General features: G+C 63.1%; 10 protein-coding genes and 1 tRNA gene. 5 read left to right on the top strand and 6 right to left on the bottom strand.

The window, feature by feature from the left end:
* Positions 1-146 precede the first annotated feature (146 nt).
* Positions 147-506, bottom strand: coding sequence for a hypothetical protein (locus tag FJ986_RS24725; RefSeq protein WP_140657337.1), 360 nt, complete (start codon positions 504-506; stop codon positions 147-149).
* A gap of 82 nt (positions 507-588) precedes the next feature.
* Between FJ986_RS24725 and FJ986_RS24720 the strand changes: the two genes are divergently transcribed.
* The gene (locus tag FJ986_RS24720; RefSeq protein WP_246681828.1) at positions 589-1032 is read left to right on the top strand and encodes a hypothetical protein; all 444 of its coding nucleotides are present in this window, start codon (positions 589-591) and stop codon (positions 1030-1032) included.
* Positions 1033-1721: 689 nt separating this feature from the next.
* Here the strand turns inward: FJ986_RS24720 and FJ986_RS24710 are convergent.
* Positions 1722-1796, bottom strand: a tRNA-Val gene (locus FJ986_RS24710).
* A gap of 116 nt (positions 1797-1912) precedes the next feature.
* Complete coding sequence (locus tag FJ986_RS24705) at positions 1913-2275, bottom strand: response regulator (RefSeq protein ID WP_006199474.1); 363 nt, start codon at positions 2273-2275, stop codon at positions 1913-1915.
* A gap of 164 nt (positions 2276-2439) precedes the next feature.
* Here FJ986_RS24705 and FJ986_RS24700 point away from each other — a divergent pair, with 164 nt between their 5' ends.
* Positions 2440-3381 (top strand): N-formylglutamate amidohydrolase, encoded by a 942-nt coding sequence (locus FJ986_RS24700; protein WP_140556542.1) that lies wholly within the window; start codon positions 2440-2442, stop codon positions 3379-3381.
* 382 nt (positions 3382-3763) lie between these two features.
* Complete coding sequence (gene hisN / locus FJ986_RS24695) at positions 3764-4537, top strand: histidinol-phosphatase (RefSeq protein ID WP_140496291.1); 774 nt, start codon at positions 3764-3766, stop codon at positions 4535-4537.
* Between the two features lie 24 nt (positions 4538-4561).
* On the opposite strand, the gene FJ986_RS24690 is transcribed toward hisN, so the two are convergent.
* Together FJ986_RS24690 and FJ986_RS24685 are read right to left on the bottom strand one after the other, a co-directional pair.
* Positions 4562-5005, bottom strand: coding sequence for a hypothetical protein (locus FJ986_RS24690; protein WP_140560301.1), 444 nt, complete (start codon positions 5003-5005; stop codon positions 4562-4564).
* 283 nt (positions 5006-5288) lie between these two features.
* Positions 5289-6269, bottom strand: a complete 981-nt coding sequence (locus FJ986_RS24685; RefSeq protein ID WP_140671434.1) for an alpha/beta hydrolase — start codon at positions 6267-6269, stop codon at positions 5289-5291.
* Between the two features lie 469 nt (positions 6270-6738).
* Here FJ986_RS24685 and FJ986_RS24680 point away from each other — a divergent pair, with 469 nt between their 5' ends.
* On the top strand, positions 6739-7206 hold the full coding sequence (locus FJ986_RS24680; RefSeq protein ID WP_140496288.1) for an Hsp20 family protein: 468 nt from the start codon (positions 6739-6741) through the stop codon (positions 7204-7206).
* Between the two features lie 72 nt (positions 7207-7278).
* Here FJ986_RS24680 and FJ986_RS24675 read toward each other — a convergent pair whose 3' ends face one another.
* Complete coding sequence (locus FJ986_RS24675; protein ID WP_140676073.1) at positions 7279-8331, bottom strand: low specificity L-threonine aldolase; 1053 nt, start codon at positions 8329-8331, stop codon at positions 7279-7281.
* Between the two features lie 473 nt (positions 8332-8804).
* Here FJ986_RS24675 and gltB point away from each other — a divergent pair, with 473 nt between their 5' ends.
* Positions 8805-13529, top strand: coding sequence for a glutamate synthase large subunit (gene gltB, locus FJ986_RS24670; protein ID WP_140513687.1), 4725 nt, complete (start codon positions 8805-8807; stop codon positions 13527-13529).
* The last annotated feature ends 51 nt before the right edge of the window (positions 13530-13580 follow it).

The following is a 13580-nucleotide window of genomic DNA, read 5'->3' as shown; positions in this document are numbered from 1 at the left end:
CGTTCCTCCTGATGTCGAGGAACGTTATCGCGTCGAGGCGGACAATCGTCAGTCACTTTTCAGAGAACTTGGTCACGTTTGCGTAGGGGGTCACCGAGTCCACAGCCGCATTCATTGGACACCCGCCGGCCGAAGCCGACGGGCTATCAGCCCAGCAGGTGGTTCCAACTGACGCGAGGCACCTGGAGGCCAAGGTTGCGAGTCGAGACATCAGTGGCAATGCGGTCAGCAACCTTCCGTCGTCGTTTCCATCTGGCCAGGGCCGCGGACTTGGCGCTGGTATCCTGCTGACCGGGAGCTGACTCCTTGGCGCTGCCTGTCTGTTGGCCCGGTGCGCAATCCTTAGCGGAGTTGGTCGACTTGGTCGTGGTCGAGTCCGTGTTCTGATCCGTCGGCATCGTTGTCGTCGTGGAGGAGGAGCCGCTCGACGTCGTATTGGTCGATTGCGCCAGGGCAAGGCCGCCGGAAAGAATCATTACGGCGGAAGCGAGAAGAAGTCGTTTCATCATTCACTCCTGGTGAGTATCCCTTCGGCCGCATAACAAGGGAGTCGGCGAACGCTTCCGTGGAGTATCTGGCGCCGTCGCCGTGGCATCAGCGTGCCGGTTGTGGTGCGTCGATGACGAGATACGGCCCGGCCCGGAACAAAGAAAAGCGCCGTTAGTTTCACCCGCAGGGCACTCAAACAGAAGGACGAGCATGATGAAAATGGCTTTGGTAATCGCGCTTGCGGTGTCGTTTTCTGCGGGCTCTGCAATCGCGGCATGTCCGGACAAGTCGGCTGCCAACACGGGCGCCGACACCCAACAGACTGCCGGTATTTCGAAAGATGGTACCCACGCGCCCTTGGAAACTCCGAAGGCCAAGGATAGTGCCGGCAAACCGGCCGCCAAGGATGGCAGCACAATGCCGTTGGCGGGGGCGGAAGGCGGCGGTGACAAGAATCTCGCAACATCGCAGCAGGATATCGAGGCGCAGCAGCATGGCGGCAAGACCGCGGCGGCAAAGGCCGACGACAGCTGCAATGACTGACGACGGAACAGGGCCGGAGCGGTTGTTGGCTCCGGCCTTTTCATCAAGTCTACAGAAGAGCCGGCCGGACGGAGCCAGCGGGGCCTCGACGGACCGCGAGTGTTTGCCTTCGGCAGGTAGAGCTATGCCTTGGACGAGGCGGCCTCAGAGTTCCGCGTCGTTCGATGGCCGAAGGGGAAGAGGGAGCCAAACGAAGAGCACTCCTCCGCGGCCAGGGCTATGATCATTTCATCGATTCTCTCAACCGTTTCTCTGCTCACGTGATCATCGCCATGAAGGCACTGACGCGCGCGCTTCAGGTGTCGTCGTGCGGCCTCGAAATCGCTGCCCATCCGTTCCTCCCGCTTAGAGAGACTCCAGATTTGAACAGTTCACTCCTTTAAGAAAGTCACCCGAAAGAGCGATTCGGTCGGCAATTGGAGGTAGATGCCCAAAACGCAGAAACCCCGCCCCGCGAGCGCAAACGGGGCTATTGAGCCGACGGAGGGCGGAGGGAAGCGTGCCGGCTAACTTCTCACGGCGCTGGTTGTTCCGTTCGGCTTTTTTCTTGACCCCGCCATATCGGGCGTAACACACAAGCTGTCACGGATCGGCCGCATCGGAATACTCAAGGGCACCATTCAGGAGCTCAGTGGGCGTTTTGTGCCGTTCTGTGCCAATCGGCACAAGAGACTAAGTCTTTGAAAGGATGGTGGGCGTGACAGGGATTGAACCTGTGACCCCTGCAATGTCAATGCAGTGCTCTCCCGCTGAGCTACACGCCCATCCGAAGCCGCGCATACACCATTTTTGATCCGGCGCGTCAATAGCAGGAAAGGGGAAAGAAGGCTCCGTTTTGCCGCACCGGCCGATAGTCGCCGATGCCTTGGGCAAAAACGGCTCAGGCCGCCTGCAGCATCTTCTCGACCTCGTTGACGAGGTCGCGCAGATGGAACGGCTTCGACAGCACCTTGGCGTCTTTCGGCGCCTTGGAATCCGGGTTCAGCGCAACGGCGGCGAAACCGGTGATGAACATGACCTTGAGGTCGGGATCGATCTCGGTGGCGCGGCGGGCCAGCTCGATGCCGTCCATCTCCGGCATGACGATATCGGTCAAAAGCAGCGAGAACGGTTCCTCGCGCAGCCGCTCATAGGCACTGGCGCCGTTGTCGAAGTCGCTGACCTGGTAACCGGCGCGCTCCAGCGCCTTGACGAGGAAGCGACGCATATCGTCGTCGTCTTCCGCCAGAAGAATGCGTGCCATGATATCCCGTCCGAATCACCCGCCCGAACTCTGCCGAAAAGCAGGGCCGTTAACCATCCTGTATATGAGGAGGCGAGGGTAAACATCAAGTGAACGAGGCGCAGCATAATCCGCATTCGGAAAGGCGGTGCCGGCGCTGAAATGCTGGACATGCGGCCCTCAAGGTGGCACTTTCATCCTATGATGCATTGGTGTTTTCGGGTTCGTTCAAATTGAAGACGGCAGCCGAGGATTTTTCGGTCGTTCCCCCCTTCGAAATCCGGTCGGGCGCCGAGCAGCGCGTCCCCTTCCTCTTCAACTCACCCCACAGCGGGCGACATTATCCGGAGCGCTTCCTCGCCATGGCGAGGCTGGACCGCAACGCCATTCGCCGGTCCGAGGACTGCTATGTCGACGAGCTGTTCGGCGGCGCGGTGGCGCTTGGCGCGCCGATGCTCGCGGCAAATTTCCCGCGTGCCTATCTCGACGTCAACCGCGAGCCGTGGGAACTCGATCCGCGCATGTTCGCCGAGCCGGTGCCGTCCTTCTGCAACATCCGTTCCGCGCGCGTGGCCGGCGGGCTCGGCACCGTTCCGAAGCTGGTCGGTGAAGGCCTCGACATCTACTCCGGCCGCCTTCCGCTGGCCGAAGCGGTCGCCCGCATCGAGGCGGTCTACAAACCCTATCATGAGACGCTGAAACGGCTGTTGACGCGAACCCACGCGCGTTTCGGCTTTGCCGTGCTGATCGACTGTCACTCGATGCCGGCGAGCATCCGCGTCGGCGACAACGGCCTGCGGCCCGATTTCATCATCGGTGACCGCTTCGGCATCTCGGCCACCGCGGCATTGACCGAGACCGCAATCGGCCTGCTCAACGCCATGGGCTATACCGTCGCCCACAACAAGCCCTATGCCGGCGGCTTCATCACCGAACACTACGGTCGCCCGGCGCGCCATCTCCATGCGCTGCAGATCGAGGTCAATCGCGGGCTCTATATGAATGAGCGGACATTCGAGAAAGCGGCGGGCTTCGATGCGCTGGCCGACGACCTGGCGCGATTTTCGGCCGACCTGATGGCCATGCCCGACCACCATTTCATGGATCTGCCGCTGGCCGCGGAGTGAACAGAGCCCGGTTTCATTGATGGCGCCATCCACAACCGCCGCATAGTTCTGGGCGACATGGATCGGGATTGGCGGGGATTGGAACTGGCGGCGAAAAAAAGACCGCATCGTTCGCACGATACGGTCGAAGTCTAGGGAGGAAACGCCCAAGGAGGGCATGGACAGGAAACCCTGTCCGAGATCAAGGGTATGGTGCGCTGCACAAATGTCAAGCGACCTACCGGCTTTTTTAATTCAGAGTGATGTGGAAATTGCGCTTCGGTGGCGCCGGCGTGTTATTCTGGCAACAGTCGGCGCGGCGAAAAATCCTGGAACACCCTTGTCTTGGCGCGGAACTGGCGGCACACGTGGGCTCGGCCATGCTGCAATGCGGGAGAATCAGTTGGACATCAGCATCGATTTCATGCGCCGCATCGCGCAAGCGGCGGCGGCGGAAACCTTGCCGCGCTTCCGCAGCCAGGGCGCGGTCGCCAACAAGGAAAAGGGCAGCTTCGATCCGGTCACCGAAGCCGATCGCGAAGCCGAGCGCGCCATCCGGGCGCTGATATCGGCGCAATATCCGGACCATGGCATTCTCGGCGAGGAACACGGAAGCGAGAATATTTCCAGCAGGCATGTCTGGGTAATCGATCCGATCGACGGCACGCGCGCTTTCATCTCCGGCCTGCCGGTGTGGGGGACGCTGGTCGGATTGACGGTGGAGGGCGATGCCGTTGCCGGATTGATGTCGCAGCCCTTCACCGGCGAGCTCTTCTACGCCAACGCCTCCGGCTCCCATTATGAGGGGCCGGGCGGGCCGCGCAAACTGGTCACACGCAAGACGACGAGCCTTGCTGAAGCAACGCTGTTCACCACGACGCCGGCGCTGTTCCAGGGCGAGGCACGCCTGCGCTACGACCAGTTCGAGAAGCAGGTACAACTCGCTCGCTATGGCACCGACTGCTACGCCTTCGCCATGGTCGCCGCGGGAAGCGTCGACATCGTCGCCGATCCCGGACTGAAGCCCTATGACATCGTGGCGCTGATCCCCATCATCGAGAAGGCGGGCGGCGTGGTCACTACCTTCGACGGCGGGCCGGCCGAGAATGGCGGCGACATATTGGCGGCGGCGACGCCCGAACTCCATGCGGCGGCGATGGCGGCCCTGCGCGGCTGAGCATCCGTTTCGCCGCGATGCGCTTTAGGCGTCCGAGAGACGCAGGCCCCATAGAATGAGCGCGAAAGCGATGAGGCCGGTCGGCGCGGACGAATAGGCGATGGCTTTGATCGCGTACTCCTGAAAGGCGCTTCCATGCGCGGCTCCTGCCGCCAGCGGCATCGTCTCGTTGCCGGCTCCCCAGAGGCTGGCCATCACATAGGCTGCCAGGATGGCCAAGGCTGAATAGATCAGGAACCAGAACGCAATCCGCGACATCGCGACGCCGAGATTGAGCCTGGACCAGACGAGACCCAAAACCAGCAGCAGGACGCCTTGCAAGGCACCGAGCGTGTGAACCGACAATCCGAGCCGCGGTGCGGCGAGGTATGGGATGGCGAACCCTTCGACTGACGAAAACAGCAGGAGGGCGATGCCGAGCTGCAGCAGGCGATGCCCCTGGCGTGGCAGCGTGTCCGATGCGTTCATGGCCGCTCCTCCCGATCCGTCGACTGACCTCTGCGGACGGTAACTAGCGCTCGGGCCCCGAACGGGAACTGGCGTCAAGTTGCCTCCGGTTGAGCAGGAGGCAGGCGTAGCCGTTAGAATTGCCGAGGCGTCGGCGCGATCATCGTCCGACATTGATCGCGCAAGACGCGGGCGCTGGGAACGGGCGTTGTCAGCGGATAGCGAGCGACCTGGGGACCAACCGGATCATGGAGTTTTCGCCAAGCATGAGCCGGAACCGGCGCCGGCTCGGCAATACGCGCCCTCAGGCCGTCGGGTCGTCGCTGCCGGGAATGAAAGCGTCGAAGGCGGCGAGGAATTGCTCGCGGTAGATGTCGGCCTCCTGCAGGATCTCGTGACGCGCGCCGTCGATCATGAGCAGCGAGCCGAGGCGCAGACGCCTGGCATAGGCTTCCACGGCCTTGGTCGAGACGACCTGGTCGGCACCGGCGGCGATGACCAGCAGGGGGACCCGGATGCGGGCCATGAATTCGGGATCGCTTACCACTTCCGCGGCTTCGGCAGCCGCTCTCAGCCAGCGGATCGTCGGGCCGCCAAGCGCCAGTTGCGGGTGATCCTCGTAGATCCTGGTGTTGCGCCGGTAACGTTCCGGATCCGTCGTTACCTTGTTGGTGTCGAAGGGAGCGGTAACCTTCGGCCGTGGGCCCCAGGCGGCGTAAAGCCGGCCAAGGCCCAGGGCACAAAACAGCGAACAGACGCGGCGGACCGTCCGGATCGAGACGGGCAGGTCGGGCAAGGTGAAGAACGGCGCGATCAGCACCATGCGCCGCACGCGGTTGACCATGGAGGGCGAAGCAAGCAGCGTGATCACGGCGCCGGCCGAATGGGCAAGGATGTAGTACGGCCCGCGGCAGTCCGGCAGCACGATCTCCTCGAAGAACTGTTCAAGGTCGGCCGTGTGGTCGCGGAAGGACCTGATATAGCCGCGCTGGCGATCGCGGATCAGCCGGTCGGAGCCGCCTTGGCCGCGCCAGTCAAGCGTGGCGACGCCAAAACCGCGCGCCGCAAGATCGCGAATGGTTTCGAAATATTTCTCGATGCACTCGTTGCGGCCGGACAGCAGCACCACGGTGCCCTTCATCGGGCGGGCGACCGCGGCGAACAGGCCATAGCGTATCTTCTTGCCGTCGCGTGCCGTAAAAAAGCCGCCGGTGGCGTTTTCCGGTCGCGGGTTGCCCTCAGTTTCATGAAAAAGGGGAGTTTCGTGAAAAAGGAGATCCGTCATTCGGCGCTTCGTGCTCGGCGTCTCGCATGCCTGCCTGTCGTGGCCGGCCTCGCCAAGGTTGATAGCCGTCCATGGGCCAAAAGCAAAGGAATTCCGGGAGCGTCGGATCGGCAACAGGGAAGGCCGGAAGCCGCTATGAGCGCGCTTCCGGCCCCTGTCGATCCGGGAGGAAGGGACGTTGCACCCGGTTCGGCCTCGTCGCGGCGCCCGGTCCATGCAAATCCGGCGCCGCTTGTCCTTGATGTCGAGAGCAGTCTAGCGGCGGCTGTCTGAACGCGCGCAAAAGCGCCGGTTCATCTGCCGTTCATCCTCGATTTTTGCCGGGAGGCAAAATCTTGAAATGGCTTTGCCCGCTCCCCAAATGTTGATTGCGGCCGCCAATGTCGGGGCCGCTGGTCAAACCGGAACGCCGCTCACGGGTTTCGCACCGGCCAAACGCAAGCCTTGTTGCTCAACAGGAGAACACACCATGCGTCACGTTGATTTTTCCCCGCTCTATCGCTCGACCGTCGGCTTCGACCGTCTCTTCACCATGCTTGATTCCCTTGCGCAGCCCGATGGCGCGCAGACCTATCCGCCCTACAACATCGAGCGCACCGGTGAGGATGCCTACCGCATCTCGATGGCTGTCGCCGGCTTCTCGGACGAGGAGATCTCGATCGAGGCCCACCGCAATGTGCTGACCGTGAAAGGCGAGCGCAAGGATGAGGGCACGGGCGAGGGTTCCGAACTGCTCTATCGCGGCATTGCCTCCAGGGCCTTCGAGCGCCGCTTCCAGCTTGCCGACCACGTCGAGGTCGTGGGCGCCACGCTGAAGAACGGCCTGCTCTTTGTCGACCTGAAGCGCAACATCCCCGAGGAACTGAAGCCGCGCAAGATCGCGATCACTTCGGCTCCGGCCAAGGCCAAGCAGATCGAGGCCAAGACCGCTGCGTAATCCCTAAGTCTCCTCCCGAGACGGAAGCGGCGCCGAAAGGCGCCGCTTCTTTTTTTTTGCCGGGAACAGCAATTACCCGGCGATCAACTGGCCAAGGCGGTCGACTTCCTCTGACGTCGTCGCAAAACTGGTGACGAAGCGATAGAGCAATTCGTCCTCGCCGATATGGCCTTCGAAGCCATGCGGCTTGTGCCAGTCGTAGAAAACAGCACCCGCCGCCTGCAGCCTGTCGGCTTCAGCCTTTTTCATCACCGCGAAAACCTCGTTCGCTTGCGGCAGCCAGGCCAGTTTCGCCGTCTCGGAATCCTCGATCGCCGCGGCAAGGCGGGCAGCCATGGCATTGGCGTGCCTGGCGGTGTCGAGCCACAGGCCGTCGCGGAAATAAGCCTCGAACTGTGCCGCGATAAAGCGCGATTTGGAAAACAGCTGGGCGGCGCGCTTGCGCAGGAAGGCCAATTCCCGGGCACGCTCGAGATCGAACAGCACGATCGCCTCGGCGCACCAGCAGCCGTTCTTGGTGCCGCCGAAAGACAGTATGTCGACGCCACTTTTCCAGGTCATTTCGGCGGGCGTCGTGTCGAGCGCGACCAGTGCATTGGCAAAGCGGGCGCCGTCCATATGCAATGGCACGGAATGTTGCCGCGCGATGGCCGAGATCGCGGCGATGTCATGCAGGCCGTAGACCGTGCCGACCTCCGTCGACTGGGTGATCGAGACCGCCATCGGCCGGCCCCAATGGACCACCTCGCCGGCGAAACGGCCGATCGCCGTTTCCAGATTGTGCGGATCGATCCGGCCCAGCGCGCCGTCGACGGCATGCAGCCGCGAGCCGCCGGAGAAATATTCCGGTGCGCCGCACTCATCTTCGATGACATGCGATTCGCGATGAGCGAAGGAAATGCCGCCGGGCTTGTTGTAGGCGGTCAGCGCCAGCGAATTGGCGGCGGTGCCGGTGGCCACGAAGAACACCGCAACCTCGCGTTCGAAGATTTCGCTGAAGCGCTGGCAGACGGCCTGGTCGAGCGCGCCATCGCCATAGGCAGTGGAAAAGCCGCCGGCGTGGGCCGAGAGGCCGGAGGCGATGTTGGGGTGGGCGCCTGCCCAATTGTCGGAAGCGAAGAACATGCATCTGCCTGTGCTGGGAAAATCGCTGCAACCTTGACCGGTTTCATGGCTGGCTCGCAAGGGCCAGACGCTAGAAAACGGGTAAAGCCAGCGAGCTGCCGAAAACCGGCAGGGACGGAAGCTTGCGTTTAGCGGGTATTTCACGAAGCTTTGTGTCGCAGAACGCCGAAGTTTTTTGTGAATCGGTCTTGTATGCGCCCGGCTTTTCTGCCATAAAAATTTAGGACAGTAGTGCTGTCTTATTTTGTCGCGCAAAACAGGCTGGATTGGCGTATTCTAAGCCTCTCCGGCTTTTGCCGCGAGCGACAGGTGGACGGCCGTGCTCTGGCCTGTACGATACCGGATGCGAACCGCGCGGCGAGCCGCATGGTTCGGCAAGGATTTCGCAAGACGTGCCGTAAGGATGAAGGGGAAGCAATGCGCTTCCCGAGGCAAACCAGCGCCCGCAAGGACGCGGAATGGAGGACAGGACGATGACGGAATTGACGCACGCTGCGACGAACGGCAAGGCCGCGCAGACGAAAGCGGCAGCCGTCAAAACCCTGGCCAATACCCGCCGCACCGGTTTGACCGCCCAGGGCCTTTACGATCCGCGCAACGAGCACGATGCCTGCGGTGTCGGCTTCATCGTCAACATGAAGGGCGCGAAGTCGCACACGATCGTCGAGGACGGGCTTTCCATGCTCGAAAACCTGACGCATCGCGGCGCCGTCGGCGCCGATCCGCTGATGGGCGACGGCGCGGGCGTGCTGGTGCAGATACCCGACGGCTTCTTCCGCGAGGAGATGGCCGCGCAGGGCGTCGAGTTGCCGCCGGCGGGGCAGTATGGCGTCGGCCATTGGTTCATGCCGCAGGATGCCGCGCTGCGCGCCCATGTCGAGGACATCATTGCCGAATCGGCGCAGTCCGAGGGGCTGCCGCTGCTCGGCTTCCGTGACGTGCCGGTCGACAATTCGTCGCTCTCCAAGGCCCCGGATATCGTGGCATCCGAGCCGTTCCACCGGCAGGTCTTCATCGGACGCACGGCCGACATTCCCGACGACGAGGAGTACGAGGCCAGGCTCTATCTGCTGCGCAAGGTCATATCGGGCCGCATCTACGCCGAGAACGACAACAAGGACATCGGCGCCTACTGCGTGTCGCTGTCGGCGCGCACCATCGTCTACAAGGGCATGTTCCTGGCCTATCAGGTCGGAGCCTATTACAAGGACCTGTCCGATCCGCGCTTCGAAACGGCGCTGATCCTGGTCCACCAGCGCTTCTCCACCAACACCTTCCCCTCGTGGAAGCTGGCGCATCCCTATCGCATGGTCGCGCACAATGGCGAGATCAACACCGTGCGCGGCAACAACAACTGGATGGCGGCGCGCCAGGCGTCGGTGGATTCGGAGCTGTTCGGCAACAACATCTCCAAGCTCTGGCCGATCTCCTATGAGGGCCAGTCCGACACCGCATGTTTCGACAATGCGCTCGAGTTCCTGTTCCAGGGCGGATACAGCCTCAGCCACGCCATGATGATGCTGATCCCGGAAGCCTGGGCCGGCAACAAGCTCATGGACGCCGACCGCAAGGCCTTCTACGAATACCACGCGGCGCTGATGGAGCCGTGGGACGGGCCCGCCGCGGTCGCCTTCACCGACGGGCGCCAGATCGGCGCCACGCTCGACCGCAACGGCTTGCGGCCAGCGCGCTACATCGTCACCGACGACGACCGGGTCATCATGGCGTCGGAGGCCGGCGCGCTGCCTGTGCCGGAGGAAAAGATCGTCCAGAAGTGGCGGCTGCAGCCCGGCCGCATGCTCTTGATCGATCTTGCCAAGGGCCGCATCGTTTCCGACGAGGAGATCAAGTCGGAGATCGCCACCAGGCATCCCTACAAGACCTGGCTCGCCAATACGCAGCTCATCCTGGAGGACCTGAAGCCGGTCGAGCCGCGCGCGCTGCGTAAGGATGTCAGCCTGCTCGACCGCCAGCAGGCGTTCGGCTACACCCAGGAAGACACCAAGCTCTTGATGTCGCCGATGGCCACCACAGGCCAGGAAGCCGTCGGTTCGATGGGCACCGACACGCCGATCTCGGCGATGTCGGACAGATCGAAGCTGCTCTACACCTATTTCAAGCAGAACTTCGCCCAGGTCACCAATCCGCCGATCGATCCGATCCGCGAGGAACTGGTGATGAGCCTGGTGTCCTTCATCGGCCCGCGGCCCAACATATTCGACCTAGTCGGCAGTTCGCGCCGCAAGCGGCTGGAAGTGCGCCAGCCGATCCTGACCAATGGCGATCTCGAAAAGATCCGCTCCATCGGCCACACCGAGGATCGGTTCGACACCAAGACGATCGACATCACCTATGCCTCGATCGAGGGCGCGGCCGGCATGCAGGGCGCCATCGATCGGCTGTGCGAGCGGGCGGAAGCGGCGGTCGCCGGCGGCTACAACATCATCATCCTGTCCGACCGCCAGCTCGGGCCGGACCGCATCGCCATTCCCGCGCTTCTGGCCACGGCCGCGGTGCATCATCATCTGATCCGCAAGGGGCTGCGGACTTCGGTCGGGCTCGTCGTGGAATCCGGCGAGCCGCGCGAAGTGCATCATTTCTGCTGCCTCGCCGGTTACGGCGCCGAAGCGATCAATCCCTATCTCGCCTTCGACACGCTGCTCGACATGCACAAGCGCGGCGAACTGCCGGAAGAGGTCGACGCCTACGAAGTCGTGTCGCGCTACATCAAGTCGATCGGCAAGGGCATCCTCAAGGTGATGTCGAAGATGGGCATCTCGACCTACCAGTCCTATTGCGGCGCGCAGATCTTCGACGCGATCGGGCTGAAGACCGATTTCGTGGAGAAGTATTTCACCGGCACCGCCACGCTGATCGAAGGCGTCGGGCTGGACGAGATCGCCGAGGAGACGTTCAGGCGTCATACGGATGGTTTCGGCAACGATCCGGTGCTGCGCAACAGCCTGGATGTCGGCGGCGAATACCTGTTCCGCATGCGCGGCGAGGCGCATATGTGGTCGCCCGACGCGGTCGCCACCTTGCAGCATGCCGTGCGTCAGGGGTCTTGGGAGACCTTCAAGGAGTATTCCGCGCAGATCGACAGCGAGACGGCGCGCGCGCAGACCATTCGTGGCCTGTTCAAGATCAAGCTGGCGGAAGATACCGGCCGCAAGAAGGTCCGTCTCGACGACGTCATGCCGGCGGCCGAGATCGTCAAGCGTTTCTCGACCGGCGCGATGTCGTTCGGCTCGATCTCCAGGGAAGCGCATACGACGCTGGCGCGCGCCATGAACGCCATCGGCGGCAAGTCGAACACTGGCGAGGGCGGCGAAGAGGCAGACCGCTATCTGCCGCTGCCCGGCGGCGGCAAGAACCCCGAACGTTCGGCGATCAAGCAGATCGCTTCCGGACGGTTCGGCGTGACGGCCGAATATCTCGTCAACTCCGACGTCATGCAGATCAAGGTGGCGCAAGGCGCCAAGCCCGGCGAGGGCGGCCAGTTGCCCGGCCACAAGGTCGACGCCACCATCGCCAAGGTCCGGCACTCGACGCCCGGCGTCGGCCTGATCTCGCCGCCGCCGCATCACGACATCTATTCGATCGAGGATCTGGCGCAGCTGATCTACGATCTGAAGAACGTCAACCCGGCGGCCGACATTTCGGTCAAGCTGGTGTCGGAGGTCGGGGTCGGCACGGTCGCGGCGGGCGTCGCCAAGGCGCGCGCCGACCACATCACCATCTCGGGTTACGATGGCGGCACGGGTGCCTCGCCGCTGACATCGCTCAAGCATGCCGGCAGCCCGTGGGAGATGGGCCTTGCCGAGACGCACCAGACGCTGGTGCTCAACGGTCTCAGGTCGCGCGTGGCGCTGCAGGTCGATGGCGGATTGCGCACAGGCCGCGACGTCATCATCGGCGCGCTGCTCGGCGCCGACGAGTTCGGCTTCTCGACCGCGCCGCTGATCGCGGCCGGCTGCATCATGATGCGCAAATGCCATCTCAACACCTGCCCGGTCGGCGTGGCGACGCAGGATCCGGTGCTGCGCAAGCGCTTCAAGGGCACGCCCGAGCACGTCATCAACTTCTTCTTCTATGTCGCTGAAGAGGTGCGCGGACTGCTTGCCGAAATGGGCTTCACCCATATCGACCAGATCATCGGCGACGCCGATCTCCTGGAAAAGCGCGACGTGATCCAGCATTGGAAGGCGCGCGGGCTCGACTTCTCGAGGATGTTCTACAAGCCCGATGCGCCACATGAGGCGGTGCACTGGACCGAGCGGCAGAAGCACCCGATCGACGACGTGCTCGACCGCAAGCTGATCGAGCTGGCCAAGCCGGCACTGGAGGCCAAGCAGCCGGTCAAGATCGAGGTCGACATCCGCAATGTCGATCGTTCGGCGGGCGCCATGCTGTCGGGCGAGGTGGCCAAGCGCTTCAGGCACAAGGGCCTGCGCGAGGATACGATCCAGGTGAAGCTGACCGGCACCGCCGGCCAGTCCTTCGGCGCCTTCCTGGCGCGCGGCATCTCCTTCGAGCTGGTCGGCGCCGGCAACGACTATGTCGGCAAGGGCCTGTCGGGCGGCCGCATCGTCATCCGGCCGCCGGATGAAGCCAAGATCGTCGCGGCCGAGTCCATCATCGTCGGCAACACGGTGCTCTATGGCGCTACCGAAGGCGAGGCCTATTTCGCCGGTGTCGCCGGCGAGCGCTTCGCGGTGCGCAACTCGGGCGTCGTCACCGTCGTCGAGGGCGTCGGCGACCATGGCTGCGAATACATGACCGGCGGCATCGTCGTCGTCATCGGCAAGACCGGCCGCAACTTCGCCGCCGGCATGTCGGGCGGCGTTGCCTATGTGCTGGACGAGGCGGGCGATTTCGCCGAGCGCTGCAACATGGCCATGGTCGAGCTGGAGCCGGTGCCGGAAGAAGACGACCTGATGGAAAAGCTGCTGCATCATGGCGGCGACCTCGACCACAAGGGCCGCGTCGACGTCTCGGGTGACATGACCAGCCATGACGAGGAGCGGCTCTATCAGCTGATCTCGAACCACGTGCACTATACGGGTTCGGTGCGCGGCCGCGAGATCCTCGACAATTGGGCGGCGTTCCGGCCGAAATTCCGCAAGATCATGCCGGTCGAATACCGCCGCGCGCTGATCGAGATGGAACGCATGCGCATGAGCGTGGCGGCCGAATAGATCTTCGCAAAGGCCGGGAAGCCCAGGCTTCCCGGCTCCATGTCACTGATA

The organism is Mesorhizobium sp. B1-1-1 (assembly GCF_006442955.1).
Lineage (GTDB): Bacteria > Pseudomonadota > Alphaproteobacteria > Rhizobiales > Rhizobiaceae > Mesorhizobium.
Note: the sequence above shows the minus strand (reverse complement) of the source record. Positions and strands in the feature narration are given on the sequence as shown.

Excerpts from the sequence above, each read along its gene's own strand:
- FJ986_RS24725 (WP_140657337.1), bottom strand. The coding sequence starts at position 506 with ATGAAACGACTTCTTCTCGCTTCCGCCGTAATGATTCTTTCCGGCGGC.
- FJ986_RS24705 (WP_006199474.1), bottom strand. The coding sequence starts at position 2,275 with ATGGCACGCATTCTTCTGGCGGAAGACGACGACGATATGCGTCGCTTC.
- FJ986_RS24690 (WP_140560301.1), bottom strand. The coding sequence starts at position 5,005 with ATGAACGCATCGGACACGCTGCCACGCCAGGGGCATCGCCTGCTGCAG.
- FJ986_RS24685 (WP_140671434.1), bottom strand. The coding sequence starts at position 6,269 with ATGACGGATCTCCTTTTTCACGAAACTCCCCTTTTTCATGAAACTGAG.
- FJ986_RS24680 (WP_140496288.1), top strand. The coding sequence starts at position 6,739 with ATGCGTCACGTTGATTTTTCCCCGCTCTATCGCTCGACCGTCGGCTTC.
- FJ986_RS24675 (WP_140676073.1), bottom strand. The coding sequence starts at position 8,331 with ATGTTCTTCGCTTCCGACAATTGGGCAGGCGCCCACCCCAACATCGCC.
- gltB (WP_140513687.1), top strand. The coding sequence starts at position 8,805 with ATGACGGAATTGACGCACGCTGCGACGAACGGCAAGGCCGCGCAGACG.